At 70.4% G+C, this 25844-nt stretch carries 21 protein-coding genes and 1 pseudogene; 14 read left to right on the top strand and 8 right to left on the bottom strand.

Features of this window, described 5'->3' with window-relative positions; all coding sequences use genetic code 11:
* Positions 1-156 precede the first annotated feature (156 nt).
* The 5 genes and pseudogenes from ilvA to AC0IY1_RS17535 all read right to left on the bottom strand — a co-directional run.
* Positions 157-1782: pseudogene (gene ilvA / locus AC0IY1_RS17555) on the bottom strand (threonine ammonia-lyase, biosynthetic); the annotation flags it as partial.
* An 86-nt stretch (positions 1783-1868) separates the two neighbouring features.
* Positions 1869-2897, bottom strand: a complete 1029-nt coding sequence (locus AC0IY1_RS17550; protein WP_471771285.1) for an asparaginase — start codon at positions 2895-2897, stop codon at positions 1869-1871.
* Positions 2898-3108: 211 nt separating this feature from the next.
* On the bottom strand, positions 3109-3465 hold the full coding sequence (locus AC0IY1_RS17545) for a diacylglycerol kinase (protein WP_103709740.1): 357 nt from the start codon (positions 3463-3465) through the stop codon (positions 3109-3111).
* 14 nt (positions 3466-3479) lie between these two features.
* The gene (locus AC0IY1_RS17540) at positions 3480-4529 is read right to left on the bottom strand and encodes an AbrB family transcriptional regulator (RefSeq protein WP_103709705.1); all 1050 of its coding nucleotides are present in this window, start codon (positions 4527-4529) and stop codon (positions 3480-3482) included.
* A 143-nt stretch (positions 4530-4672) separates the two neighbouring features.
* Entirely contained in the window at positions 4673-5647 is a 975-nt protein-coding gene (locus tag AC0IY1_RS17535) for a LysR substrate-binding domain-containing protein (protein WP_103709704.1), read from the bottom strand.
* 168 nt (positions 5648-5815) lie between these two features.
* On the opposite strand from AC0IY1_RS17535, the gene AC0IY1_RS17530 reads away from it, so the two are divergent.
* Both AC0IY1_RS17530 and AC0IY1_RS17525 read left to right on the top strand, forming a co-directional pair.
* Positions 5816-7405: a catalase gene (locus AC0IY1_RS17530; protein ID WP_103709703.1), complete on the top strand. Its 1590-nt coding sequence runs from the start codon at positions 5816-5818 to the stop codon at positions 7403-7405.
* A gap of 414 nt (positions 7406-7819) precedes the next feature.
* A complete protein-coding gene (locus tag AC0IY1_RS17525) occupies positions 7820-9835 on the top strand; it encodes a putative bifunctional diguanylate cyclase/phosphodiesterase (protein ID WP_471771228.1) in 2016 nt (671 codons plus the stop codon).
* A gap of 117 nt (positions 9836-9952) precedes the next feature.
* On the opposite strand, the gene rplS is transcribed toward AC0IY1_RS17525, so the two are convergent.
* Positions 9953-10408, bottom strand: a complete 456-nt coding sequence (gene rplS / locus AC0IY1_RS17520) for a 50S ribosomal protein L19 (RefSeq protein WP_055957797.1) — start codon at positions 10406-10408, stop codon at positions 9953-9955.
* 270 nt (positions 10409-10678) lie between these two features.
* On the opposite strand from rplS, the gene AC0IY1_RS17515 reads away from it, so the two are divergent.
* The 10 genes from AC0IY1_RS17515 to AC0IY1_RS17470 all read left to right on the top strand — a co-directional run bounded on the left by AC0IY1_RS17515 (position 10679) and on the right by AC0IY1_RS17470 (position 20703).
* Positions 10679-11245, top strand: a complete 567-nt coding sequence (locus AC0IY1_RS17515; protein ID WP_471771226.1) for a NifU family protein — start codon at positions 10679-10681, stop codon at positions 11243-11245.
* A gap of 160 nt (positions 11246-11405) precedes the next feature.
* A complete protein-coding gene (gene tsaB, locus AC0IY1_RS17510) occupies positions 11406-12083 on the top strand; it encodes a tRNA (adenosine(37)-N6)-threonylcarbamoyltransferase complex dimerization subunit type 1 TsaB (protein WP_103709701.1) in 678 nt (225 codons plus the stop codon).
* On the top strand, positions 12080-12601 hold the full coding sequence (locus AC0IY1_RS17505; protein ID WP_471771224.1) for a GNAT family N-acetyltransferase: 522 nt from the start codon (positions 12080-12082) through the stop codon (positions 12599-12601). Before tsaB ends, AC0IY1_RS17505 begins: the two co-directional genes overlap by 4 nt.
* Before the next feature lie 27 nt (positions 12602-12628).
* Positions 12629-13561, top strand: a complete 933-nt coding sequence (locus tag AC0IY1_RS17500; RefSeq protein WP_471771222.1) for a lysophospholipid acyltransferase family protein — start codon at positions 12629-12631, stop codon at positions 13559-13561.
* On the top strand, positions 13558-14898 hold the full coding sequence (gene miaB / locus AC0IY1_RS17495) for a tRNA (N6-isopentenyl adenosine(37)-C2)-methylthiotransferase MiaB (protein WP_471771220.1): 1341 nt from the start codon (positions 13558-13560) through the stop codon (positions 14896-14898). Before AC0IY1_RS17500 ends, miaB begins: the two co-directional genes overlap by 4 nt.
* Before the next feature lie 133 nt (positions 14899-15031).
* Positions 15032-16156, top strand: coding sequence for a PhoH family protein (locus AC0IY1_RS17490; protein WP_471771218.1), 1125 nt, complete (start codon positions 15032-15034; stop codon positions 16154-16156).
* Positions 16153-16683: an rRNA maturation RNase YbeY gene (ybeY, locus tag AC0IY1_RS17485; protein ID WP_055957818.1), complete on the top strand. Its 531-nt coding sequence runs from the start codon at positions 16153-16155 to the stop codon at positions 16681-16683. Before AC0IY1_RS17490 ends, ybeY begins: the two co-directional genes overlap by 4 nt.
* A 48-nt stretch (positions 16684-16731) precedes the next feature.
* Positions 16732-17844 carry a hemolysin family protein gene (locus AC0IY1_RS17480; protein WP_471771216.1) on the top strand — a complete coding sequence of 371 codons (1113 nt, stop codon included), beginning with the start codon at positions 16732-16734 and terminating at the stop codon, positions 17842-17844.
* Between the two features lie 10 nt (positions 17845-17854).
* Positions 17855-19531 (top strand): apolipoprotein N-acyltransferase, encoded by a 1677-nt coding sequence (gene lnt, locus AC0IY1_RS17475; protein ID WP_471771213.1) that lies wholly within the window; start codon positions 17855-17857, stop codon positions 19529-19531.
* A complete protein-coding gene (locus AC0IY1_RS17470) occupies positions 19528-20703 on the top strand; it encodes an MFS transporter (RefSeq protein ID WP_471771211.1) in 1176 nt (391 codons plus the stop codon). Before lnt ends, AC0IY1_RS17470 begins: the two co-directional genes overlap by 4 nt.
* 112 nt (positions 20704-20815) lie before the next feature.
* On the opposite strand, the gene AC0IY1_RS17465 is transcribed toward AC0IY1_RS17470, so the two are convergent.
* Positions 20816-22882, bottom strand: coding sequence for a protein meaA (locus AC0IY1_RS17465; protein ID WP_471771208.1), 2067 nt, complete (start codon positions 22880-22882; stop codon positions 20816-20818).
* A gap of 595 nt (positions 22883-23477) precedes the next feature.
* Here AC0IY1_RS17465 and ccrA point away from each other — a divergent pair.
* The gene (gene ccrA, locus AC0IY1_RS17460) at positions 23478-24755 is read left to right on the top strand and encodes a crotonyl-CoA carboxylase/reductase (protein WP_055957829.1); all 1278 of its coding nucleotides are present in this window, start codon (positions 23478-23480) and stop codon (positions 24753-24755) included.
* An 83-nt stretch (positions 24756-24838) separates the two neighbouring features.
* Here the strand turns inward: ccrA and AC0IY1_RS17455 are convergent, their stop codons facing one another.
* Positions 24839-25006 (bottom strand): hypothetical protein, encoded by a 168-nt coding sequence (locus tag AC0IY1_RS17455; RefSeq protein WP_181017318.1) that lies wholly within the window; start codon positions 25004-25006, stop codon positions 24839-24841.
* A gap of 182 nt (positions 25007-25188) precedes the next feature.
* Between AC0IY1_RS17455 and leuD the strand changes: the two genes are divergently transcribed.
* A complete protein-coding gene (gene leuD, locus AC0IY1_RS17450; protein ID WP_471771206.1) occupies positions 25189-25791 on the top strand; it encodes a 3-isopropylmalate dehydratase small subunit in 603 nt (200 codons plus the stop codon).
* The last annotated feature ends 53 nt before the right edge of the window (positions 25792-25844 follow it).

Here is a 25844-nt window from a genome sequence, read left to right as displayed (position 1 = left end):
GCGCGTCTTCGGGTGGTATTCAGAATATGGGCCGGCGACGGAGCAGCCGCCGAACCTTATCATTTGTTGCCGCCGCACCGGCGCGCGAACGAGCGGGCATTGAAACGCCCCGTCCTCCCGCAATCCGTGATTGCTGCGTCGCGCAGCGCGTCGACGTCAGGCCGCGACGCCCCCCATGCCGTGCCCATCGTCGAGGAACATCCGGTAGGCCGGGTTGTCGGTCTCGTCGACGCACGGGTAGTGCAGGGCCTCGATCGCCGCGTCGAAGCGGGCGCGCTCGGCCGGCGGCACATCGATGCCGGCGAGGACGCGGCCGTAATCGGCGCCGTGGTTGCGATAGTGGAACAGCGTGATGGCGAAGCCGTCGCCCAGGGCATCGAGGAACTTCATCAACGCCCCCGGCCGCTCGGGGAACTGGAAGCGGTAAAGCCGCTCGTCGGCGAGGCCGGTGGCGCGCCCGCCCACCATGTAGCGGATATGGACCTTGGCCATCTCGTTGTCGCTCATGTCGACGGTGCGGTAGCCGGCAGCCTTCAGCGAGTCGATGAGGGCGTGCTTCTCCCGCAGGCCGCCGGCGAGGTTGATGCCGACGAAGATCTGCGCGTCGGCACCCGCCGCGTAGCGGTAGTTGAACTCGGTGATCGCCCGGGGCCCGAGGGTCTGGATGAAGGCGCGGTAGGCGCCCGGCCGCTCCGGGATGGTCACGCCGAGCAGGACCTCGCGCTGCTCGCCGAGCTCGGCGCGCTCGGCGATGTGGCGCAGGCGGTCGAAGTTGAGGTTTGCGCCGCTGGAGATCGCCACCAGGGTGCCGGTGCCGCCGTCCTGCCGGGCGGCGTAGGCCTTCGCGCCGGCCAGCGCCAGGGCGCCCGAGGGCTCCGAGATGGCGCGGGTGTCGTCGAAGATGTCCTTCACCGCCGCGCACATGGCATCGGTGTCGACGGTGATGACCTCGTCGAGAAACGCGCGGCAGAGGCGGAAGGTCTCGGCGCCGGCCTCGCGCACGGCGACGCCGTCGGCGAACAGCCCGACGGTCGGCAACACCACGCGCTCGCCGGCCGCCAGGGCCGCGGCCATGCAGGCGGCGTCGTCCGGCTCGACGCCGATGACCTTGGTCTCGGGCCGCAGGTATTTCACGAAGGTGGCGATGCCGGCCGCGAGGCCGCCGCCGCCGACGGGCACGAAGATCGCCTCGATCGGCCCGGAATGCTGGGTGAGGATCTCCATCCCGATGGTGCCCTGGCCGGCGATGACGTCGGGATCGTCGAAGGGATGCAGGAAGGTCAGGCCGTCGCGCGCCTCCAGCTCCCGGGCATGGCCCAGGGCCTCGTCGAAGGCATCGCCGAACAGGATGACCTCGGCGCCGCGGGCGCGGCAGGCATCGACCTTGATCGCCGGGGTGGTGCGCGGCATCACGATCACCGCGCGGACGTTGAGGCGGGCGGCCGCCAGGGCGACGCCCTGGGCATGGTTGCCGGCCGAGGCGCAGACGACGCCCTTGGCCAGCAGCTCGGGCGCCAGGCCCGACATCTTGTTGTAGGCGCCGCGCAGCTTGAACGAGAAGACCGGCTGCAGGTCCTCGCGCTTCAGGAGCACCGGGCGGGCCAGGCGCACCGACATGCGCGGCATCGGGTCGAGGGGGCTCTCGATCGCGACGTCGTAGACGCGGGCGGTGAGGATCTTGCGGATGTAGTCGGTCAAGGAGACACGGGCTCCGGCAGCGATGCGGTGCGAGGGGAACTCGCCCCGCACATAGGCGCTCGGCGCGCGAGAAGCGAGCGAGGCGCTGTCGCGGGCCGAGCCCCGTCCCGCGACGGGGGCGCGGGCGCCATCCGTGGCGGGCGGGCAGGATCTCTCGTCGATAGGGCCTACTACTTGTCGAACAGGGCCTGCAGGGCCGCGCGGTCCTTGGTCTTCGGCAGCGCGATCAGGGCCAGGATCCGCGCCTTGTCCGGCGTCAGGTCGTCGGCGAAGACGGCGCCGGCCTTCAGCAGCGTGTTGCCGCCGCCCTTGAAGCCGTACACCGGCAGCGCGCGGCCGTTAGGGACCTTGGTGGCCACGATGACCGGCACGCCCTTGCCGATGACCTCCGCGATGGCGTCGTGCATCTCGGCGTTCATGTTGCCCCAGCCATAGGCCTCGACAACGATGGCCTCCGCGCCGGTCTCGGCCGCATGGCGCACCTGGCTGCCGTCGGCACCCGCATACATCGCCACGAGGTCGACCCGCGGCATGCGGTCGGGCAGGGGCAGCGTCTGGCGGCGCAGGGACTTGCGACTGAACACCACCCGATCCTCGTCGACGTAGCCGAGGAAGCCCGCATCGCCGGAATTGAAGGTCTCGACGTTGCTCGTGTGCGTCTTGCGCACCTCGCGGGCGGCGTTGATGTGGTGGTTGAGCGTCACCGTCACGCCCATGCCGGTGGACCCGTCGGCGAGGATCTGCCGGGTGGCGTTGAGGAGGTTGCGCGACCCGTCCGAATCCCAGTCGGAGGCGTTGCGCTGGGCGCCCACCAGCACGATCGGCTTGTCGCTCTTGACGGTGAGGTCGAGGAAGTAGGCGGTCTGGTCCAGCGTATCGGTGCCGTGCAGGACGATGGCGCCGCGGATCGCGGGATCGGCCAGGATCTCGTCGACCTTGCGGGACAGGCCGGGCCAGCGGTCCGGTCCCATGTAGTCGCTCGGGACGTTGCTGAACTCGGTCACGGCGATCGCGGCGATGTCCCTGAGCTTCGGGACCGCCGCGACGAGGTCCTCGCCCGACAGCGCCGGCACCGGCGCATGGGTGGTGGGGTCGAGCTTCATCGCGATGGTGCCGCCGGTCGCGATCACGGCGATCTTCGGCAAAGCCGCCTTCGAGGTGTCCGCTTTCGACGTGTCGGCCGCAGCCGCGGGATGCATCAGCAGAAGGAGACCGCCCAGGCCGAACAGTGTTTGTCTCAGGAGTGTGGCGACCGCCATGAACGCACCTCGGATGCTTCAAGTCGTTCCGTCAGGGATCGACCGGGCATCCAGCGTTGACGGACGGCAGCATCCCTGTCCAGGCCGCAGGGCCCGGCGCTTCATCTCGCGACCTGCGGATGTCGTCGACGAACGTCTTTCGCGAAGCCCGTCAGGGGAGATCCGACAGCCGCTCGAACAGGGCTGCGATCCAGACCAGGGCGGCGATCCCCTGCGCGGAGAAGGTCCCGGCCGAGGCGAGATCCTTGACGATGCCGATCTTGGGGTGCCGGCCCGGGTGCAGGTGGTCGCAGAGCTTCTCCACCGCGGTGTTCAGGAACTCGGCCGCGAGCATCAGGAGCAGGCTCGCCACCAGGGCGACCCGGACCCACAGGCCCGACCCGAGGAGCAGCGCCAGGGGCAGCCCGAGGGCCAGGAGCACGAGTTCGAGGCGCACCGCCCGCTCGGTCCGGGCGCCGTGCACGAGGCCGCGCCAGGAATTCAGGAAGGCGAGGTAGAGGGCGCGCATGTCCGGACGCCCGCTCAGGGCGCCGCGGGGGCGCCGCGGGCGATCCACTTCGCCACGATCGGGCCCGTCACCAGCACCACGAACAGCCGCAGCGTCTGCACCGCCAGCACGAAGGACACGTCGACCTTGGAGCCGACCGCGATGATGGCCACCGAATCGAGCCCGCCCGGGCTCGTCGCGAGATAGGCGGTGAGGAAGTCGATGGGCAGCAGGAAGGTCAGGCCGTAGGCCCAGCCGCCGCAGAGCGCGATGACCCCCAGCGTGGCGATGACGATGCCCGGCATGGCGCCGAGCGTCTCGCGCAGGGTCTCGCGCCGGAAGCGCAGGCCGACATACCAGCCGATGGTGGCGTAGGCGAGGTCGAGGAGCGGCATCGGCAGCGCCATGGAGACCAGGCCGGAGGCGTGCAGGGCGGCGCCGAGCAGCATCGGCCCGGTCAGGGCGAAGGCCGGCAGGTGCAGGAGCTTGGCGAGGCCCGCGCCGCAGGCGGCGACCGCGAGGGTCGCCAGGAGCGCGAGCGGAGCCACCGAGACGGGATCGGCGGCCGGGACCACGTCGGAGACGTTGGTGAGCAGGCGCGCCATGATCGAGGCCGAGAGCACCACGGCGACCACGCGCACGTATTGCATGAAGGCGACGAGGCGCGGGTCGGCACCGTATTCCTCGGACATCGCCACCATGGCGGCGGCGCCGCCGGGCGACGAACCCCAGGCGGCGGTCGAGCCCGGCAGGATGCGCAGGCGGGTCAGGGCCCAGCCGACCGCCCCGCCGACCAGGACGGTGACCAGCACCACGGCGAGGATGAGGAAGCCGTCATCCACCACGGTGGCGACGATCTCGCCCGTCACCGTGTGGGCCACGAGGCAGCCGATCATCGCCTGGGCGGCCTGGAAGCCGAACTTCGGCACCGACAGGTTCGCGCCCCCGACCCCGAACGCGATGGCCGCCACCATCGGCCCGAGCAGGAGGGCCGCCGGGAAGTGCGCGTGGTCGAGGGCGTAGGCCAGGAGGCCGGAGGCCGCGAGAAGAGCCGCCCAACGGCCGAGGAAGCGCAGTGCGAACACGATGATACCGGGGAGTGGATGAATACCGGGGAGCGGATGGATACCGGGGAGTGGATGGATACCGGGGAGTGGATGCCGGGAGGGGGCTGCCCGGAAGGGGATGCCGGGAACTGGCCGGGCCGGAACGCCCGTCGCGCCGGGCGCTACACCGGATCGCTCACGCTGTCACGGCGCCCCGCGCGCGGACGGGGCATGCCGTCGTCCCGGCAGGCCGCGGTGCCCGCCGGCGCATGGGCCCGGAAGAAGGCGGCCAGATGGGCGAGGCCGTCGGCGCGCGGATCGCTGGTGCGCCAGGCCAGGGCCACGGTGCGCCCCGGCCCATCGACGTCGAAGCTGCGCGTCACGGTGAGGCCGCTGGGATCGGGTCCGGAGGGGACCGCCAGGGCCGGGAGCAGGGTGTAGCCCGCCCCCGCCGCCACCATCGAGCGCAGGGTCTCCAGGCTGGTGGCGTGGCGCCCGGCGGCCGAGCCGGCCCCGCAGGCCGCCACGGTCTGGTCGCGCAGGCAATTGCCCTCGTCGAGCAGGAGGAGGTCGGGGCCGGCAATGTCGGTGGCCCGCAGGGCGCCGCCCCGGGCGAGGGGATGCTCGGCCGGGCAGGCGAGCTGGAACGGCTCGACGAAGAGGGGCGACACGGTCAGGCCCGAGGCCGGGACCGGCAGGGACACGAGCGCGGCATCGATGCGGCCGTTGCGCAGGCCCTCCAGAATCTCGGCCGTGCGCGCCTCGCTCAGGGCGAGCGCCAGGAGGGGGAATTCCTGGCGCAGGGTGCGCAGGATCAGCGGAAACAGGTAGGGCCCCAGGGTCTGGATCGCCGCCAGGACGAGGCGGCCGGTGAGCGGCGCGCCGCGCCCCTCGCTCGCCAGCACGAGGAGGCGCTGGGCCTCCGCCATCACGATGCGGGCCTGCCGCACGATGGTCTGCCCGGCCGGCGTCAGCATCACCCGCCGGTTGCCGCGCTCGAACAGGGCGAGGCCGAGGAGATCCTCCAGCTTGCGGACCTGGACGCTCAGGGTCGGCTGGCTCACGTTGCAGCGCTCGGCGGCCCGGCCGAAATGCATCTCCTCCGCCACGGCGACGACGTATTCGAGATCCCGCAGGGACAGGCCGGACATGTTCATAGGCGATGCCTATCATTGCGTTCGCCACGATGCATTAGCCAAATCGCCCGCGGCGGGTCATAAGGCTGTCTCAGAACCATTCCAGGCTTTCTGCGAAGGTCTGGTTTTCTGCCAAGATCTGGATGCGGCCATCGCCGCGTCGATCGATTCCGAGCGAGAGAGCACCGCATGAGCGATCAGCGCCCGATTCTCACCACCCGTCAGGGCCATCCGGTTCGCGACAACCAGAGCACCCGGACGGTGGGCGAGCGCGGCCCGGCGACCCTCGAGAACTACCAGTTCATCGAGAAGATCACCCATTTCGACCGTGAGCGGATTCCGGAGCGCGTGGTGCATGCCCGTGGCGCCGGCGCGCACGGCTATTTCGAGGCCTACGGCAAGATCGGCAACGAGCCGGCCTCCAAGTACACCCGCGCCCGCGTGCTGAACGAGACCGGAGTGAAGACGCCGATGTTCGTGCGCTTCTCCACCGTGGCCGGCGCCAAGGAGTCCCCTGAGACCGAGCGCGATCCGCGCGGCTTCGCGGTGAAGTTTAAGACCGTCGACGGCAATTGGGACCTCGTGGGCAACAACCTCAAGGTCTTCTTCATCCGCGACGCGATCAAGTTCCCCGACATGATCCACGCGTTCAAGCCGGATCCGGTGACGAACCGCCAGGAGGCGTGGCGCTTCTTCGACTTCGTGGCCCAGCACCCCGAAGCCATCCACATGGTCACGCACCTGAAGTCGCCGTGGGGCATTCCCGCCAACTATCGCGAGATGGAGGGCTCGGGCGTCAACACCTACAAGCTGGTCAACGACCAGGGCGAGGCCGTGCTCTGCAAGTTCCACTGGGAGCCCAAGCAGGGCATCCGCAACCTGACCTCGGCGCAGGCTTCCGAGATCCAGGCCAAGGATGTCGGCCACGCGACACGCGACCTGTACGACAACATCAAGGCCGGCAACTTCCCCGAGTGGGAGTTCTGCGTGCAGATCATGCCGGACGGCCCGAATGACCACCTGTCGTTCGATCCCCTGGACGATACCAAGCTGTGGCCGGTGGAGGATTTCCCGCTTCTGCCCGTCGGCCGCATGGTGCTGGACCGCGTGCCGGACAACTTCTTCGCGGAAGTCGAGCAGTCGGCCTTCGGAACCGGCGTCCTCGTGGACGGCATCGACTTCTCGGACGACAAGATGCTCCAGGGGCGGACGCTGTCCTACTCGGACACGCAGCGCTACCGCGTCGGCGCCAACTACCTGCAGCTGCCGATCAACGCGCCGCAGCCGGGCGTGAAGGTCTATTCGAACCAGCGCGACGGGCAGATGACCTACGGCGTCGACGGCACGGGTCCGAACAAGCACATCAACTACGAGCCCTCGACCCTGGCCGAGGGCCTGCGCGAGGCCCCGAAGCCGGCGCGTGACTACCACCAGCCGGTCCAGGGCAACCTCGGCCGCTACCAGACCTCGCGCACCGAGGACGACTACACCCAGGCGGGCGTGCGCTACCGCTCGTTCCAGGATTGGGAGCGCGACGACCTGATCGCCAACCTCGTCGGCGACATGAAGCAGTGCCCGGAAGCCATCCAGCTGCGGATGGTCTGGCACTTCCTCCATGCCGATGAGGATTACGGCCGCCGCGTCGCCGAGGGTGCGGGCATCGACCTCGAGAAGGCCCGTGCCCTGCCGCCGCTGCCGGGTCGCGCGGCTCCGGGCAAGCGTCTTCAGTCCGAGACCTACACCGACGGCAGCCAGGCCCACAGCATCGCCGCCGAGTAAGGCCCAGGTCGTTTCGGGGTGACCCCAAGTCATCCCTGAGTGACCACCAGTCGTCCTCGGACGACCCTCAGAGCCCCGCCGGGTCGCAGGACCCGGCGGGGCTTTTTCGTGGACGCCGCAACGCATCGGCGAGCCGGGCTTCTCGGTTTGCCGGCGTCGGAGTGGGGGAGGGACTGACGGGAGACCGCCGTCACCGGGGCCCGTGGCCACAAGACCTTCTTCGGGCCGATGCTGGATCAGCACGATGCTTTGTCAGCAGAAGTCTTTGATGATTGGAGAAACAGGCGGATTTGACGCCAATTAGAGCGTTGTCCGCGAAAAATCTTACCCTCTCTTCATCTGTGTCGACGATCAATGACGCGAGGGCGGCCTCCGGTTGCCGGCCCAACGAACGGATTGAGATCGGCATCGACCATGACCGCCCCGCCACCTGTCGACGTGAGCATCGAGCGCGATCAGGTCAGCGACGTCCTGCGCGGTGTGAACGCGACCCTGGTCGCGAATCTCTTCGTGTCGTGCTCCCTGGCCGGCATGGTCTGGCACCTGGTGCCTCATGCGCAGATCCTCGGCCTGCTCGCGCTGAATGCCGGGATCAATGCCGGCCGCGGCCTGCTCGTCCGGGTCTGGCTGCGGACGGATCTGCCGCTCTCGGCGCCGGGCCGGGTGCTGACCTCTTGCTGGATCGGGGCCCTGCTGTCGGGGCTCTGCTGGGCCGCGGCGCTCGTCGGCCTCGCCTATCATGGACAGGCCTACACGATCTCGACCGGCCTCGCCTTCCTGAGCGTCAATGCCGGCGCGATCATCCAGAACAAGTTCGCCCGGGCGCCGGCCGTCGCGTTCGTGCTGCCGAACCTCACGATCCTGATCCTGCTCTTCCTCCTCGACCGCTCGTTCGGCGCACAGATCGTCGCCGTGAACCTCATCCTGCTGACGGCGCTCCTGCTCCACTGCGCCAACGAGCAGGAACGGCACTACCTGCGGACGAAACGCCTGACCTACGAGGCGGTCGCGCTCACGGAGTCGCTGAAGGCGGCCAACGTCGCGGCCGGACATGCGATGCGCTGCCTCGCGCATTCGGCCACGCACGATCCCCTGACCGGGCTCGTCAACCGCGCCGCCTATCAGGAGGCCTTCGAGGCCCGTCTGGCCCCGCCCGGCCCGACGGCGTTCTGGATCATGATGATCGACCTGGACCGCTTCAAGCGGATCAACGATCGGTTCGGGCATGGTGTCGGCGATACGATCCTGGTGGAGGCCGGGACGCAGCTGCGCCGGATCCTCGGGCCGGGTTCGGTGGTCGCCCGCCTGGGTGGCGACGAGTTTGCGGCGCTGATTCCGGCCGGTCCCGGCGATCCGGAAGGCGAGTGCCTGGCGCAGGCGGTGGTCTCGGGCCTGGAGAGCCTTCTCCTGCCCTCCGGGCAGACGCTGCAGGCGGGTGCCAGCGTGGGCCTCGCCCACCACCCCCGCGACGGCAGGACCCGGACGGACCTGCAGATCCACGCGGATCTCGCCCTCTATGCCGCCAAGGCGGAGGGGCGCAGCACCTGGCGGCCCTTCCGCGAGGCCATGGCCGCACGGGTGACGGCGCGGCACGTCATCGAGCGGGATCTTCCCGAGGCGCTGGAGAGCAGAGCGATCCAGGCCTGGTTCCAGCCGCAGCTGGACTGCAGCACCGGGCGGGTCATCGGATTCGAGGCGCTCCTGCGCTGGAAGCACCCCGCTTTGGGCTGGATCTCGCCACCGGACGCGATCGCGGCCGCCGCCGCGACCCGGCGCTCGCAGGACCTGACCCGGACCATCCTGAGGCAGTCCTGTCGCATGGCGCAGCTCCTCGAAGGCGGCGGTCACGGCGCGGCCGTGGTCTCGGTCAACGTCTCGCCCACCGAGTTCGGGGCCTATCCGCTCGCCGAGATGGTGGCGGCGGAACTGGCCGCCCACCGACTGTCCGCCACCCGGATCGCCCTCGAGATCACCGAGGAGGCGGTCTACTCGAACGAGCGCGGCGGCAAGGACGTGGATGCCCTCGTCGACATGGGGGTGGGCATCATCGTCGATGATTTCGGGGTGGCGTATTCGTCGATCGGATCGCTGCGCGACCTGCGCTTCGACAGCCTGAAGGTCGACCGGAGCTTCATCCAGCGGATCGTCGACACGCCCCAGGACCGGGTGCTCCTGGAAGCCATCCTGGCCTTCGCCCGCACCCTCGGGGTCAAGGTGCTGGCGGAGGGGGTCGAGACGCGGGCGCAGTTCCAGCTGCTGCGCCAGCTCGGATGCCCGGCCGTGCAGGGCTACCACTTCGCCCGGGCCATGCCGCCGCGGCAGGCCCTGGCCTGGATCACCGGAAACGATCTCGTCGCGCGCCTCGCCCGGCAGGGCTGGGCGGCCGGCGGTTGGACGATCGCGGCGCGCCGGGTGGTCGCGGCGGCCTGATCGTCGAATCGTAAAAAAGGCCCGCTCGATCGCGCGAGCGGGCCTGATGATGCGAGGGACGGGCGCGCGGGGCGCCGCCCAGATCTGACTCAGCGCAACTCTTGCGCCGCGTCAGCCTTACTCGGCGGCGGTCTTCGCGGCGCTCTTGGCAGCCTTCTCGGCCTTCCGGGCATCCTTGTTCGCCTTCGAGGCATCGGCCTTGGCGGCCTTCTCGGCGGGGCGATCGGCGCGCTCGACGATACGGGCGGACTTACCGCGACGGTCGCGCAGGTAGTACAGCTTGGCGCGACGCACCTTGCCGCGGCGGACGACGGCGATCGAATCGATCAGCGGCGAGTAGAGCGGGAACACGCGCTCGACGCCCTCGCCGTAGGAGATCTTGCGGACGGTGAAGCTCTCGTTGAGGCCGCCGCCGGAGCGGGCGATGCACACGCCCTCGTAGGCCTGCACGCGGGTGCGCTCGCCTTCCTTCACCTTGACGTTCACGGTGACCGTGTCGCCGGGCTGGAAATCGGGGATGGTCTTGCCGAGCGAAGCGATCTGCTCCTGCTCGAGCTGCTGGATGATGTTCATGGTCAAGTTCCTGCCGGTGCGCGCCCGGGATCCCCGGATGGGACCGCGTGCGTCAGGATTTCGGCATCCTGTTTTGAATTGAGGCGGGCCATACACGAGGTGCGGCCGCTTGTCCAATAGCCGGCAGCCGATCCACGCGGGCGCGTCTCCCGCGAACCGGTGCGGTTGAGAAAATCCCGCGCACGGTCCACATGGGGAGAGCGGCGGCGACGTCCGCCGCCATTCCCGGCCGGCCTTGAACCGGCGCAGCGGACGAGGATCCTGTCCACCATGTTCATCCAGACCGAAGCCACCCCGAACCCCGCCACCCTGAAGTTCCTGCCGGGCCGCGTCGTCCTGCCCGAGGGCACCTTCGAGGCGCGCGATTCCGAGGCCGCCGCCCGCTCGCCCCTGGCGAGCCGCCTGTTCGACGTGCCCGGCGTCAGCGGGGTCTATCTCGGTCACGACTTCATCTCGGTCACCAAGGCCGAGGACGACAACCTCTGGCCGCAGGTGAAGCCGGCCGTCCTCGGCGCGATCATGGAGCACTTCCAGTCCGGAGCCCCGGTCCTGGCCGAGGGCCACGTCGCCGGCAGCGAGGATGCCGAGGAGTTCTTCGATCCGGCCGACATCGAGACGGTCGAGACCATCAAGGACCTGCTCGAGACCCGGGTCCGTCCGGCGGTGGCCGGCGACGGCGGCGACATCACCTTCCGGGGCTACAAGGAGGGCGTGGTCTACCTGGAGATGAAGGGCGCCTGCTCGGGCTGCCCGTCCTCCACCGCGACCCTGCGCAACGGCGTGCAGAACCTGTTCCGCCACTTCCTGCCGGAAATCCGCGAAGTCCAGGCGATCTGACCGGTCCGAATTCCGGCGGGCCGACGCAAAGCCGCAACAGGTTCGCCCGAATCTCTCCACGATGGCCGCTCCGCCCTGACGGAGCGGCCGTTTTTGTCTTAAACTCGTGGCCCCGGGCGCCCCTGCGCGATCCGGGCGTGTGGCACGTTCGGGAGTGAGTTTGCGTATCCTCGCCATCGACACGGCGCTCGACGCCTGTTCCGTCTGCATCGCCTCGGATTCGACCGACGATCTCCTCGCGCACGAGTCGATGATCCTCGGACGCGGCCATGCCGAGGCGCTGCTGCCGATGATCGAGCGCGTGGTCGCCCGGGCCGAGGGCGGCTTTGAGGCCCTCGACCGCGTCGCGGTCACGGTCGGGCCGGGAAGCTACACGGGCCTGCGGGTCGGGCTCTCGGCGGCCCGGGCCATCGGCCTGGCCACCGGCATCCCCGTCGTCGGCGTCACCACCCTGTCGGCCCTGCTGGCGCCGCTGCTCGCGCAGAACGGCGAGGGCCTGATCGTGGCCGCGATCGATGCCCGGCACGGGTCGGTCTACCTGCAGGCCATGAGCATGACGGACGGCATCGTCGTGCCGCCGAGCCACCTTCCGGTGGTCGAAGCCGCGGCGATGCTCGACGGCGTCGTCACCCTGGTCGGCTCCGGCGCGCCCCTGGTCGCCCAGGCCGCGAAGGCGCGCGGGCTCAACACGGCGGTGGCCGGCACCGGAGCGGCCGAGATCGCCTGGGTCGCCTCGCTCGGCATGCTGGCCGACCCCGCCCAGGCGCTGGCGCGTCCCCTCTATCTCCGCGGTCCCGACGCCCAGCCGCAAGACCATGCGAGGCTCGCCCGCCGATGACCCGTTCGCTGACGCCGTTTTGGCCCTTCGAGGTCTGGTCCGCCTGGTGGGAAGCCTGGGGCACGGCACCCTACGTCACGCTGCTGCGGGATTCCGGCCAGGCGCGGGCCCTGGCGCGCATCCACGCCACCGCCTTCGCGCGCCCCTGGGACGCGCACGAGTTCGAACGCATGCTGTGCGAGCGCTCCACCGAGGCCCATGCCCTGTGGAAGAACGGCGCGATCCAGGGCTTCGTCCTGTCGCGACGGGCGGCCGACGAGGCCGAGATCCTCACCGTCGTGCTGGCGCCGGCCGCGCGCGGGGGCGGCCTCTCGCACAAGCTGATCGCCGCCCATCTCGAACACCTCGTCCAGTCCGGCATCCGGACGGTCCATCTCGAGGTCGACGAGGGCAACGCGCCGGCGCTGAAGCTCTACGCCCGCCACGGCTTCCGGCAGGTCGGCGAGCGGACGGGGTACTACACCCGGGCCGACGGCGCCCGGGCGACGGCGCTCACCATGACGGCGGTGCTGGCGTGACGCCAGCCGGTGCGCGCTAGGCCGCCGATGTCCCGCCTCGGCGCGTATGGCCGCCTGGCGCTTTGCGCCGTGGCGTTCCTCGTCATCGTGGGGCCGCACCTCCTCAGCCTCCGCTTCGGCCGCGGCCGCATCGCGGCCTGGATGCCCGTGCTGTTCCACCGGGCGTTCGTGGCGCTGTTCGGCCTGCGCGTGACCCAGAGCGGCACGCCGCCGGAGGCCGGCGAACCCGCGCTCGTGTTGTCGAACCACGTCTCCTGGCTCGACATCATCGTCCTCGGCTCCCTGCGGCCGCTCTCCTTCGTGGCGAAATCCGAGATCGCCGGCTGGCCGGTGATCGGGACCCTGGCGCGGCTGCAGCGCACGGTGTTCATCGACCGGGCGCGCCGCGCCGACACCGCCAACGTCAACGCCACGGTGGCGCAGCGCCTCGCCCGCGGCGACCTCATCGTGCTCTTCGCCGAGGGCACCACCGGGGACGGCACCCGGCTGCTGCCCTTCCGCTCCTCCCTGGTCGGCGCCGCCCGGGCCGCGGTCGCGGGGGAGGGGCCCGCCCGCATCCGGCTGCAGCCCCTGGCCATCACCTATCCCCGCCGCAACGGCCTGCCGCTCGTTCGCAAGGAACGGCCCGACGTCGCCTGGTACGGCGACATGGAATTGGCGCCCCATCTCGCCGCCTTCTTCGACGGCGGTCCCATCGATATCCACGTGGTCTGGGGCGCACCGATCGCCGTCGAGGCCGGCACCGACCGCAAGCGGGCAACCGCCCTCGCGGAGGCCTCGGTCCGCGCCGCCCTCCAGCGCGGCGTCACGGGCCGGCCGCCCCTGGGGCCGGTCTGGCCGGGTCACCGGATGCGCCCCGACGTCGAGGATGGCACATTGCCGGAGCGAGGGATCGCGACGCCGCAGGCGAACCGTGCTATGCGCGGCGCGGAAATCCTGTCACCGGAATCGGACTGTTGAAGAAAGCCTACGTCAAATCCTACGGCTGCCAGATGAACGCCTACGACGCCGCCCGCATGGCGGACGTGCTGGGCGCCGAGGGCTACGCGGCGACGGACGCGGTGGAGGAGGCGGATGTCGTCATCCTCAACACCTGCCACATCCGCGAGAAGGCGGCCGACAAGGTCTATTCCGAGCTCGGCCGCCTGCGGGTGCTCAAGGGTGAGCGGGCGGAGGCCGGGCACGAGACCCGGATCGTCGTCGCGGGCTGCGTCGCCCAGGCCGAGGGCGCCGAGATCCTGGCCCGCGCGCCCACCGTCGACGTGGTGGTCGGCCCGCAGAACTATCACCGCCTGCCGGATCTGCTGGCGCGCTCGGCCACGAAGCGCGTGGTCGACACCGAGTTTCCCGTCGAGGACAAGTTCGACCACCTGCCGGCCCGCCGCACCCATGGGGTGACCGCGTTCCTCACCGTGCAGGAGGGTTGCGACAAGTTCTGCGCCTTCTGCGTCGTGCCCTATACCCGCGGCGCCGAGGTCTCGCGCTCCGTGGACGCGATCCGGGCCGAGGCCGAGAAGCTGGTGCGCGGCGGCGTCCGCGAGATCACCCTGATCGGCCAGAACGTGAACGCCTATCACGGGCTCGGTCCGGACGGCGGCAGCGCGACCCTGCCGGCGCTGATGCGTGCCCTGGAGCGCATCCCCGGCCTCCTGCGCCTGCGCTACACCACCAGCCATCCCAACGACATGGACGACGATCTCATCGCCGCCCATGGCAGCCTGCCGGCGCTGATGCCCTACCTGCACCTGCCGGTGCAGTCGGGCTCCGACCGGGTGCTCAAGGCGATGAATCGCAAGCACACCGGCGACGCCTATCGCCGCCTGATCGAGCGGGTGCGCACGGCCCGGCCCGACATCGCCCTGTCCTCGGATTTCATCGTGGGCTTCCCGGGCGAGACCGAGGCCGAGTTCGAGGACACGATGCGGCTGGTGCGCGAGATCGGCTTCGCCAGCGCCTTCTCCTTCAAGTACAGCCCGCGCCCCGGCACTCCGGCGGCCGACAGCGCCGATGCCGTTCCGGAAGCCGTGAAGTCCGAGCGCCTCGCCGCGCTCCAGGCCCTGCTCGACGCGCAGCGCCATGCCTTCAACGCGGCCGCGGTCGGCCACGTGGTCGAGGTGCTGGTCGAGAAGGCCGGCCGCCATCCCGGCCAGGTCGCCGGCAAGACCCCCCATCTCCTGCCGGTCCAGTTCGATGCGCCGACCTCCACCATCGGCACGGTGGTGCCGGTGCGGGTGATCCGCGCCGGCTCCAACAGCCTGTTCGGCGAGGCCGTCGGCGGCACCGCGGCGGCGGCGTGACGGCCCATGCCGGCCCCGTCGGTCGATACGCCGCGCCGATCCGCCACTGTCCGGCGCGCCGCGGGAGCCCATCTCGGGATCGTCTGCGATGCGGCGCGGCCACGGACGGCCGGTGCGGACCTCCCTGCAACGAATGAAGGACGACGGCGTGCCAGGATCTGAAGGGTCGAGTGGACGCGGTGGCGCGTTGCGCGGGCGCGGCCCGGCGGCGCGGATCGGGGGCCTGGTCGAGACCGAGGAGGTCTCCCTGACCTTCGACGACAATCGGCTCGCGAGCCTCGTCTTCGGCCAGTACGACCAGAATGTCGCCCATATCGAGCGGCGCCTCGCCGTGACCGCCACCGCGCTCGGCAACCACCTCGTGGTCAAGGGCAGCGTCGAGGCGGCCGAGAAGGCCCGCAAGGTGTTCGAGCGGCTCTATGCCCGGGTGAAGGCGAGCGGGTTGCCCCTGACCCTCGGCGACGTGGACGGGGCGATCCACGAGACGACCCAGCAGGGCAACCTGTTCCCGGCCGCGGAGGTCAGCGCCGAGCCCGACCGGCCCGTGTTCGACCAGCTCGCCACGCGCAAGCGCGGTGCGGTGCGCGCCCGCAACGCGGCGCAGGACGCCTACATCAAGGCCCTGCGCAGCCACGAACTGGTCTTCGCCGAGGGGCCGGCCGGCACCGGCAAGACCTGGCTCGCCGTGGGCTACGCCGTGTCGCTGCTGGAGCAGGGGCATGTCGAGCGCCTGATCCTGTCGCGCCCTGCCGTGGAAGCCGGCGAGCGCCTCGGCTTCCTCCCCGGCGACATGCGCGAGAAGGTCGATCCCTACCTGCGGCCGATCTACGACGCCCTCTACGACTTCATGGAGGCGCGCCACGTCGACCGCGGCCTGCAGACCGGCGTGATTGAGATCGCACCCCTCGCCTTCATGCGCGGCCGCACCCTGACCAACGCCGTGGTGCTCCTCGACGAGGCGCAGAACACCACGTCCATGCAGATGAAGATGTTCCTCACCCGCCTCGGTGAGAACTCCCGCATGATCATCACCGGCGATCCGAGCCAGATCGACCTGCCGCCGGGCCAGAAATCCGGCCTCGTCGAGGCGGTGCGCGTCCTCGACGGCGTCGAGGGCATCGGGCGCATCACCTTCCGGGACGTCGACGTGGTACGCCACGACCTCGTCCGCCGCATCGTCACCGCCTACGAGGCCGCGTCCCACGGGGAGGGCGACGCCGACCGCGGTCCGGTTTCGCGCCGGAGGCCGCTGTCGTGAGCACGGCCCCCGCCTGTGCGGCGGAGATCGACGTGGCCATCGAGGACCCGCGCTGGGAGGGCGTCGCGCCCGAGCTCGAAGCCTTCGTGATTCGCGCCGTCGAGGCCGGCCTGGCGGTGGCCCCGGAGCCGCCCGAAGGACCCGTCGAGATCAGCATCCTGCTGGCGACCGACGCCGTGGTCCAGGACCTCAACCGGACCTGGCGCGGCAAGGACAAGCCCACCAACGTGCTGTCCTTCCCCGCGCCGGCGCAACCCGCCCATGCGGGGATGCCGGTGCCCCTCGGCGACGTGGTTCTTGCGTATGACACGATGCTGCGCGAAAGTGCGGAGCAATCGAAGCCGCTCAGCGACCATCTGGCCCATCTCCTCGTCCATGGCACCCTTCACCTCCTCGGTCAGGACCACGAGACCGGCGAGGCGGATGCCGACGCGATGGAGGCCCTCGAGGTCGCGGCCCTCCGCACCCTCGGCGTTCCCGATCCCTATGCGCCCGACCTCCCGCCGGCAGAACCGCCGGCCGCGTGAACGGCACCACGAGCGGCGAACCCGCCCGACACTCCAGATCAGAGAGACATGACAAACGATCGAAGTCGCGGCGCGGCCCAGGCCGCGCCCAGTTCCGGCGACGGTGAGAGCCAGGCCCGCGAGCCCTGGTACGACCGCCTCCTGCACGTCTTCCATCTTCGTCCCCGCGATTCGCTGCGCGACGACATCGAGGACGCGCTGGCCGAGCCCGACACCGGCGAGAACGCGTTCTCGCCCCTCGAACGTGCCATGCTCAAGAACGTCCTCGGCCTGCACAAGGTGCGGGTCGACGACGTGATGATCCCCCGGGCCGACATCGTCGCGGTGTCGATGGAGACCAGCCTCGGCGATCTCCTGAAGCTGTTCCGGACGGCCGGGCATTCGCGCCTGCCTGTCTACGGCGAGACCCTCGACGACCCCCGCGGCATGGTCCACATCCGCGACTTCGTCGATCATATCGCCGCCCGGGCCGAGGCGGGCAGCCGCCGCACGCCGCCCGCGGCCCCCGCCAGCGACGGCGACGCCGCGCCCGTGCTGCCGCCCCGGGCGCGCCGGGGCACGCGGGCCCTGCGCACCCTCAACCTCGCCAATGTCGACCTGTCGGCCACCCTGGCCGCCACCCGCATCCAGCGCCCCGTGCTGTTCGTGCCGCCCTCGATGCCGGCCATCGATCTGCTGGTGCGGATGCAGGCGACGCGCACCCACATGGCCCTCGTCATCGACGAGTACGGCGGCACCGACGGCCTCATCTCCATCGAGGACCTGATCGAGGTGGTGGTGGGCGACATCGAGGACGAGCACGACGTCGCCGAGGGACATCTCGTCCAGCGCGTCGACGGCGAGGGCGACGTCTTCGTGGCCGATGCCCGGGCCGGCCTGGCCGAGGTCTCGGCTGCCAGCGGTGTCGACCTCGTGGCGGCCGTCGGGGAAATGGCCGAGGAGATCGACACCATCGGCGGCCTGATCGTGACCCTGGCCGGGCGGGTGCCCTCCCGGGGCGAGCTCATCAGCGGGCCGGGCGACCTCGAGTTCGAGGTGCTCGATGCCGATCCGCGCCGGGTGAAGCGCCTGCGCCTCCATCGCGGCGATGCCCGCATCACCGCCGTGGTGCCCCTGGCCCTGCCGGCGCCGAAGCCCGCATCCGAATCACCCGCCGCGTGACGGAGCCGGCATGACCTCGATCCCCGCGGACCGCGCCGGGCGCGGTCCGGCGACGGGACCGCTCGCCGCCCTGGCCCACTGGGTCATGCTCAGCGCCGGCTGGCGCCGCATCGCCATCGCGATGGCCTCCGGCGCCCTCGGCGCCCTCGCCATGCCGCCCTTCGGGCTGTTTCCCGCCCTGGTGGTCTCCCTGAGCGTCGCCGTCTGGCTCGTCGACGGGGCCGCCACGGGGCGCAGGGCCACGCGCGGTGCGGTGCTGGCCAGCGCGGTCATCGGCTGGGCCTGGGGCTTCGGCTATCTCACCGCCGGCCTGTGGTGGCTCGGCTCCGCCTTCCTGGTGGAGGCCGAGGAATTCCTCTGGGCCCTGCCGCTCGGCGTCGTCGGCCTGCCGGCGGTGCTGGCGCTGTTCTACGCCTTCGGCTTCGCCCTGGCCCGCCTGCTCTGGTCGCGGGGTGCGCTGCGCCTCGTCGGCTTCGCCCTCGGCCTCTCCGCCTGCGAGTGGCTGCGCGGGCATCTCTTCACCGGCTTTCCCTGGAACACCCTGGGCATGGCCCTGGGCCAGAACCTCTGGCTGATGCAGGGTGCGGCCGTGGGTGGGCTCTACGGCCTGACCTTCCTGGCGATCCTCGTTGCGGCCGCCCCCGCGACCCTGGCGACCGCCCACAGCTGGTCCAGCCGCTACCTTCCCCTCGCCCTCGCCGGCCTCGCCTTCGCCGGGCTCGCCGGCTACGGCGCCCAGCGGGTGCCGGCCGGCGCGGATCCGCTGGTCCAGGGCGTGCGCCTGCGCCTCGTCCAGCCGAACCTGAACCAGGACGCCAAGTTCCGGCCGGAGAACCGCCAGGACATCCTCGACCGCTACCTCGAACTCAGCGACCGCGCCGCGGCGCCCGACCGCACCGGCATCGCCGACGTCACCCACGTGATCTGGCCGGAATCCGCCTTCCCGTTCCTGATCCAGCGCGATCCCGAGGCCCTGGCCCGGGTTGCCGCCGCCTTTCCGCCGGGCAAGCAGCTCATCACCGGCGCGGCCCGGGCCGAGGTCCCGGTGGGCGACGAGCGGCCGCGCTTCTTCAACAGCATCCTGACGATCTCGGCCGGGCCGAAATTCGGCGACATCTACGACAAGGTGCACCTCGTGCCCTTCGGCGAGTACCTGCCGGCCCCCCTCGACGCGACCCTGCGGGCCCTGCACATCCGGCAGTTCGTCTCGATTCCGGGAGGCTTCACGGCGGGGGACCGGGCGACCCAGCGGATCATGACCGTGCCGGGCCTGCCGCCGGTGGCGGCGACGATCTGCTACGAGGCGATCTTTCCGGGCGCCATCGTTCCGGGGGCGAGCCCGAACGGTCCGCCGCCGGTGCCGGGCCTGATCCTGAACCTGACCAACGACGCCTGGTTCGGCGATACGCCGGGGCCGCGCCAGCACCTCGCCCAGGCGCGCCTGCGCGCCGTGGAGGAGGGGCTGCCCCTGGTCCGCGACGCAAATACCGGCATCTCGGCCGTGATCGACGCCCATGGCCGGATCACCGCCAGCCTGCCCCTCGGCGTGGAGGGCGTCCTCGACGCCGATCTTCCGGAGCGCCTCCCGGGACGGACCCTTTATGCCCGCCTCGGCGACCTGCCCTTCGGTCTGGTCTGGGTCGGGACCTTCCTCACCCTCCTGGCGGCACGGCGGCGAAGCGCGTGAAGACCACCCTGCCGGTCACGGCCCGGCCGATCCTCCTCGGTCTCGGCATCATGCTGGTCGCCTTCAACATGCGCCCGGCCCTGACGACCGTCGGCCCGCTCCTGGAGCGCATCCGGGCGGAGACGGGGCTCAGCGCCGCCGGGGCCGCCCTGCTCACCACGCTTCCGGTGCTCTGTATCGGCCTCGCCTGCACCGTCGGCCCCTGGGTGATGCGGCGCCTCGGCTCCGATCGCGGCGTGCTCCTCGCCGTGGCGGTCGTCGCCCTCGGCTCCGGCCTGCGCGGCCTCGGGGGGCTGGGGCCGCTCTTCGTCGGGGCCTGCCTCGCCGCCCTGGGCATCGGCCTCTCGGGGGTGCTGCTGCCGGGCCTGGTCAAGCGCGACTTTCCGGGCCTGACGGGTGTCGTCACCGGCCTCTACACCATGGTGCTCTGCCTCGGCGCCGCGGCGGGCGCGGGCCTGTCGGTCCCGCTTGCCGACGGCCTCGGCGGCTGGCCCGCCGCGCTCGCCCTCTGGGCCGTGCCCGCCCTCGTGGCCACCCTCGCCTGGGCGCCCTTCGCCCGGGCGCCCGAGACCACACCCGGCGCAGCGCGGCGGATTTCCCTGTGGCGCGACCGGCTCGCCTGGCAGGTCACCGGCTTCATGGGCCTGCAATCGTCCCTGGCCTACATCATGTTCGGCTGGCTGCCCCTGGTGCTGCACGATCGCGGGCTGAGCGCGGTGGAAGCCGGCTTCGTGTCCTCGCTGATGAGCATCGGGCAGGCGCCGGCGGCACTCCTGGTGCCCTCCTTCGCGGCCCGGGTCCGCGACCAGCGCGGCTTCGCCGCGGGCCTTCTCGCCCTCTGCACCCTGGCCCTCGTCGCCCTGGTCTATGGCCCGCTCGCCTGGGCGCTGCCGGTCGGCATGCTGCTGGGTGCCGGCCTCGGCGGCCTGTTCGGCCTCGGCCTCACCATCATCGTCCTGCGCGCCCGCGACCCGGCCACGGCCGGCAGCCTCGCGGCGACGTCCCAGAGCGTCGGCTACACAGTGGCCTCCCTCGGGCCTCTCGGCTTCGGGCTGGCGCACGACCTGACGGGCCATTGGGCGGCCTCGACGGCCCTATTCTGCGCCATCGCGGCCTGCGCCTTCCTGTGCAGCCTCGGCGCCGGGCGGGACCGCTTCGTGGGCCCGGCCTGAGGGCCGGGCACCGCCCAACCCCAACCGACGCAGGCGGTCGCGGCCGGCGCCATGCTCGCCCGAACCGCATCGCCCGCGCCGTCGGGAGCGCGGGCGATGGGCGTACGGCGGGTCAGAACACCTTCTCGGTCGTGTCGCTGCGCGGCGTCGCCCCGGCGATGCCGGCCTTGGCGTCGGCCTGCTCGGCGGCGCGCTTGTCGAGGGCGCGCTCCACCACCTTGGCGATGCCCACCATGATGGTGTCGAGGACGTAGTCCTTCGGGGTGTAGACCGCCGTGACGCCCATGTTCTTGAGCACCAGCTCGTCGTCGGGCGAGATGATGCCGCCGACCACGAGCGGGATGTGATCGAGGTCGGCCTCGCGCATCTTCGCCCGGACGTCGCGCACCAGCGGCACGTGGCTGCCGGAGAGGATCGAAAGCCCGACCACGTGGGCGCCGGTGGCCTTGGCCTTGGCCACGATCTCGGCCGGGGTCTGGCGAATGCCGTCGTAGGTCACGTCGAAGCCGACGTCGCGGGCGCGGAGCGCGATCTGCTCGGCACCGTTGGAATGGCCGTCGAGGCCGGGCTTGCCGACCACCAGCTTCGGGGTCTCGCCGAGGCGCTCGCCGAGATCGGCGATCAGGAGCTTGGCGTCCTGCGCCGCCCCCGAGGAGATCGTCTCCAGGGTGACGCCGGTGGGGGCGCGGTACTCGCCGAAGACCTGGCGCAGGCGTTCGCCCCACTCGCCGGTGGTGACGCCGGCCTTCGCCGCCGCGATCGAGACCGGCATGATGTTGGCGCCGGAGCGCGCCGCGGCCTCGAGCGCGTCGAGGGCCTTCTCCACCGCCTGGCCGTCGCGCTTGGAACGCCACTCGCGGATGCGCTGCTCGGCCTCCATCTCGACCGTCTCGGAGACGGTGAAGATGGCGCCCTCGCCGGCGGTGAGCGGGGAGGGCTCCCCGGCCTGGAACTTGTTGACGCCCACCACGACCTGGTCGCCGGCCTCGATGGCGGAGATGCGCTTGGCGTTGGATTCCACCAGCGCGCGCTTGAGGGCACCGGTCTCCACCGCCGCCACGGCACCGCCGATGCCGCCGATCTCCTCCAGGGCCTTGCGGGTCTCGGCCTTCAGGGCCTCGACCTTGGCGTCGATGACCTTCGAGCCGTCGAAGATGTCGTCGTATTCCAGCAGGTCGGTCTCGAAGGCGAGGATCTGCTGCATGCGCATCGACCATTGCTGGTCCCAGGGGCGCGGCAGGCCGAGCGCCTCGTTCCAGGCCGGCAGCTGCACGGCGCGGGCGCGGGCGCGCTTCGACAGGGTCACGGCCAGCATCTCGATCAGGATGCGGTGGACGTTGTTCTCAGGTTGCTGCTCCGTCAGGCCGAGCGAATTCACCTGGACGCCGTAGCGGAAGATGCGCTTCTTCGGATCGGTGATGCCGTAGCGCTCCTGGGCGATCTCATCCCACAGTTCGGAGAACGCCCGCATCTTGCAGATCTCGGTGACGAACCGCATGCCGGCATTCACGAAGAACGAGATCCGGCTGAACACGTCGGCGAAGCTCGCCGCGTCGAAATCGGGATCGTCGCGCACGGTGTCGAGCACCGCGATGGCGATGGCCAACGCGTAGGACAGCTCCTGCACCGGCGTCGCCCCGGCCTCCTGCAGGTGGTAGGAGCAGACGTTCATCGGATTCCACTTCGGCACTTCCTTGGTCGTGAACAGGATCACGTCCTTGGTCAGCCGGAGGGACGGCGCGGGCGGGAACACGTAGGTGCCCCGCGAGAGGTATTCCTTGATGATGTCGTTCTGGGTGGTGCCCTGCAGGCCCGCGAACGGCGCGCCCTGCTCCTCGGCCACCGCGAGATAGAGCGACAGCAGCCACGGCGCCGTGGCGTTGATCGTCATCGAGGTGTTCATCTGCTGCAGCGGAATCTGCTCGAACAGGGTCCGCATGTCGCCGAGATGCGCGATCGAGACGCCGACCTTGCCGACCTCGCCCCGGGCGAGCTCGTGGTCGGGGTCGTAACCGGTCTGGGTCGGCAGGTCGAAGGCCACCGAGAGGCCGGTCTGTCCCTTGGCCAGGTTGCCGCGGTAGAGCGCGTTCGACTCCTTGGCGTTGGAATGACCCGCATAGGTGCGGATGATCCACGGCTTGTCGCGCTTGGTCTCGGCGACCGCTGCCTGTCCGCTCATCCCGGAACACTCCCTCAAGACTGAATTTGATGTGATCTCAAATTGCTTTTGACTGCTGTCGATCACTTGCGGCGCACCCTAGCGAAGCGCGTTCGCCACGTCATCAGCACCAAAGAACATCCGGGGCGGCCCCGCTCTTCGCGCTTTCGCCGACGCCGCGACCTCACGCAAACGTGCCGCGCACGGGGGCGCCCGCGGGGATTCCCGGTCGGCCGTTCTGGCTTCACGGGGCGAGCGCCGAGCGACCTGTGGACAACACCGGCGCCCCTGAGCGGGTCGGGCGGCTCCAGGACACCGCGAAGGATTGGACATTGGTACAAGTCGGCGCCCGGCCCGGACCGCGGGGCCACGGCCGAGCGCCGAGCGAGACGCGGCGGGCCGCAGGCAGTCAAGCCTGTGTACAAAGGGCGCTAAAGGCCCGCGCGGTCACGATAATATTGAATACAGGATCGAGCCGGCTCAAGCGGCGGCTTGTTCTTGGGGACGTGAAGGTTTCTTGGCCTCAGTCGAAAAGATTCTTGGCCGTTCGGGCTCTTGGACGGCTCTCGGTTCGCCGATATAGCGAGCAGCACAAGAAGTGATGGGGAGAGCCAAGATGGCCGCGAGCGCTGCGTCGAGCACGACGGAACTGAAGGACCTGTACGAGATGGGCGAAGTGCCGCCCCTCGGGCACGTGCCGGCGAAGATGTACGCCTGGGCCATTCGGCGCGAGCGCCATGGACCGCCCGAGCAGTCGCACCAGCTCGAGGTGCTGCCCGTCTGGGACATCGGCGACGACGAGGTGCTGGTCTACGTCATGGCCGCCGGCGTGAACTACAACGGCGTCTGGGCGGGCCTCGGCGAGCCGATCTCCCCCTTCGACGTGCACAAGGGCGAGTACCACATCGCCGGCTCGGATGCCTCCGGCATCGTCTGGAAGGTCGGCGCCAAGGTGAAGCGCTGGAAGGTCGGCGACGAGGTCATCGTCCACTGCAACCGCGACGACGGCGACGACGAGGAGTGCAACGGCGGCGACCCGATGTTCTCACCCTCCCAGCGCATCTGGGGCTATGAGACCGGCGACGGCTCCTTCGCCCAGTTCTGCCGGGTGCAGTCGCGCCAGCTCATGGTGCGCCCCAAGCACCTGACCTGGGAGGAGGCGGCCTGCTACACGCTCACCCTTGCCACCGCCTACCGCATGCTGTTCGGCCACGCCCCGCACACCGTGCGCCCGGGCCAGAACGTCCTCGTCTGGGGCGCCTCGGGCGGCCTCGGCGTCTTCGCCGTGCAGCTCTGCGCGGCCTCGGGTGCCAACGCCATCGCGGTGATCTCGGACGACACCAAGCGCGACTACGTCATGAGCCTCGGCGCCAAGGGCGTGATCAACCGCAAGGAGTTCGACTGCTGGGGCCAGCTGCCCAAGGTCAACTCGCCCGAGTACAACACCTGGCTCAAGGAAGCCCGCAAGTTCGGCAAGGCGATCTGGGACATCACCGGCAAGGGCAACGACGTCGACATCGTGTTCGAGCACCCGGGCGAGTCGACCTTCCCGGTCTCGACCCTGGTGGCCAAGCGCGGCGGCATGATCGTGTTCTGTGCCGGCACCACCGGCTTCAATATCACCTTCGACGCCCGCTACGTCTGGATGCGCCAGAAGCGCATCCAGGGCTCGCACTTCGCCCACCTGAAGCAGGCCTCCGCCGCCAACCAGTTCGTCCTCGACCAGCGCATCGACCCGTGCATGAGCGAGGTCTTCCCCTGGGAGAAGATCCCCCAGGCCCACACCAAGATGTGGAAGAACCAGCACGCCCCCGGCAACATGGCCTGCCTCGTCAACGCGCCCCGCGCCGGCCTGCGCACGGTCGAGGACGTGATCGAGGCTGGAAAGCGCTAGGCGTTCGGCGTCGCTCCCGTCTCAACGATGGCCTGCCCTTCTCGGAGGGCGGGCGCGAAGCAACCTTCGCCGGCTCGTCTCGCTCACCTGCCCTTTTCGGAGGGCAGGTGTTTTGCGTATTCCTCGCGCTCTTCCTTCTGCTTGATCAGATCCGCGTAGGCTTGGCGCATCTCGGGCGACACCGTCACCGAGCGCGCTTTCTCTTTCTTGCGCTTGGGCGCCTTCTTGAACTGGTTGGTCGTCTCGGCCATCGCTGCCCCCTGTCGTGCGCGACCCCCAGCATAGGCGCGATGCGCGACGATCGCGAGACGTGGGACCGGTCGCCCGGCTTCCGGCGCGTTCCGCAGCCTGATAGACCGGTGCCGAAGCGACCGGCCGCCCGCCCGAGCGGGTCGGCCGTCACGCACGACGTTCACGGACCACGGCGACCATCATGGACAAGTTCACCACCCTGGAGGGCGTCGCGGCGCCCATGCGGATCATCAACGTCGACACCGACCGGATCATTCCGAAGCAGTACCTCAAGACGATCAAGCGCACGGGTCTCGGCAAGGGCCTGTTCTCCGAGATGCGCTACCGCGACGACGGCTCGGAGAACCCGGACTTCGTGCTGAACAAGCCGGCCTATCGCAACGCCAGGATCCTCGTGGTCGGCGACAACTTCGGCTGCGGCTCGTCGCGCGAGCACGCGCCCTGGGCCCTGACCGATTTCGGAATCCGCTGCGTCATCTCCACGAGCTTCGCCGACATCTTCTTCAACAACTGCGCCAAGAACGGCATCCTGGCGATCACGGTCTCCCCCGAGGATCTGGAGAAGCTGTTCGAGGATGCGGAGCGCGGCTCCAACGCGACCCTGTCGGTGGATCTGGAGGCCCAGACCATCAAGGGTCCGGACGGCGGCACCCTGCACTTCGACATCGATTCCGGCCGCAAGGAGAGCCTCCTCAACGGCCTCGACGAGATCGGCCTGACCCTGAAGCGCGCTCCGGCCATCGACGCCTACGAGGAGAAGCTCGCCGCGCGCGGGTTCGCCTGAGCGCGATCGACGCCGGCTCTCCCGCCCGATTCCGAGGGTCGGGCACGGGGCAG

The sequence above is a fragment of the Methylobacterium sp. AC690 genome (assembly GCF_979256535.1).
This window is presented reverse-complemented; position numbering and strand designations above follow the sequence as displayed.

Bases quoted from the DNA above. Each gene is read 5' to 3' on its own strand.
- AC0IY1_RS17550 (WP_471771285.1), bottom strand. From the start codon at position 2,897: ATGCATCCCGCGGCTGCGGCCGACACGTCGAAAGCGGACACCTCGAAG.
- AC0IY1_RS17545 (WP_103709740.1), bottom strand. From the start codon at position 3,465: ATGCGCGCCCTCTACCTCGCCTTCCTGAATTCCTGGCGCGGCCTCGTG.
- AC0IY1_RS17535 (WP_103709704.1), bottom strand. From the start codon at position 5,647: ATGAACATGTCCGGCCTGTCCCTGCGGGATCTCGAATACGTCGTCGCC.
- AC0IY1_RS17530 (WP_103709703.1), top strand. From the start codon at position 5,816: ATGAGCGATCAGCGCCCGATTCTCACCACCCGTCAGGGCCATCCGGTT.
- AC0IY1_RS17525 (WP_471771228.1), top strand. From the start codon at position 7,820: ATGACCGCCCCGCCACCTGTCGACGTGAGCATCGAGCGCGATCAGGTC.
- rplS (WP_055957797.1), bottom strand. From the start codon at position 10,408: ATGAACATCATCCAGCAGCTCGAGCAGGAGCAGATCGCTTCGCTCGGC.
- AC0IY1_RS17515 (WP_471771226.1), top strand. From the start codon at position 10,679: ATGTTCATCCAGACCGAAGCCACCCCGAACCCCGCCACCCTGAAGTTC.
- AC0IY1_RS17505 (WP_471771224.1), top strand. From the start codon at position 12,080: ATGACCCGTTCGCTGACGCCGTTTTGGCCCTTCGAGGTCTGGTCCGCC.
- AC0IY1_RS17500 (WP_471771222.1), top strand. From the start codon at position 12,629: ATGTCCCGCCTCGGCGCGTATGGCCGCCTGGCGCTTTGCGCCGTGGCG.
- AC0IY1_RS17490 (WP_471771218.1), top strand. From the start codon at position 15,032: ATGAAGGACGACGGCGTGCCAGGATCTGAAGGGTCGAGTGGACGCGGT.
- AC0IY1_RS17480 (WP_471771216.1), top strand. From the start codon at position 16,732: ATGACAAACGATCGAAGTCGCGGCGCGGCCCAGGCCGCGCCCAGTTCC.
- lnt (WP_471771213.1), top strand. From the start codon at position 17,855: ATGACCTCGATCCCCGCGGACCGCGCCGGGCGCGGTCCGGCGACGGGA.
- AC0IY1_RS17465 (WP_471771208.1), bottom strand. From the start codon at position 22,882: ATGAGCGGACAGGCAGCGGTCGCCGAGACCAAGCGCGACAAGCCGTGG.
- ccrA (WP_055957829.1), top strand. From the start codon at position 23,478: ATGGCCGCGAGCGCTGCGTCGAGCACGACGGAACTGAAGGACCTGTAC.
- AC0IY1_RS17455 (WP_181017318.1), bottom strand. From the start codon at position 25,006: ATGGCCGAGACGACCAACCAGTTCAAGAAGGCGCCCAAGCGCAAGAAA.
- leuD (WP_471771206.1), top strand. From the start codon at position 25,189: ATGGACAAGTTCACCACCCTGGAGGGCGTCGCGGCGCCCATGCGGATC.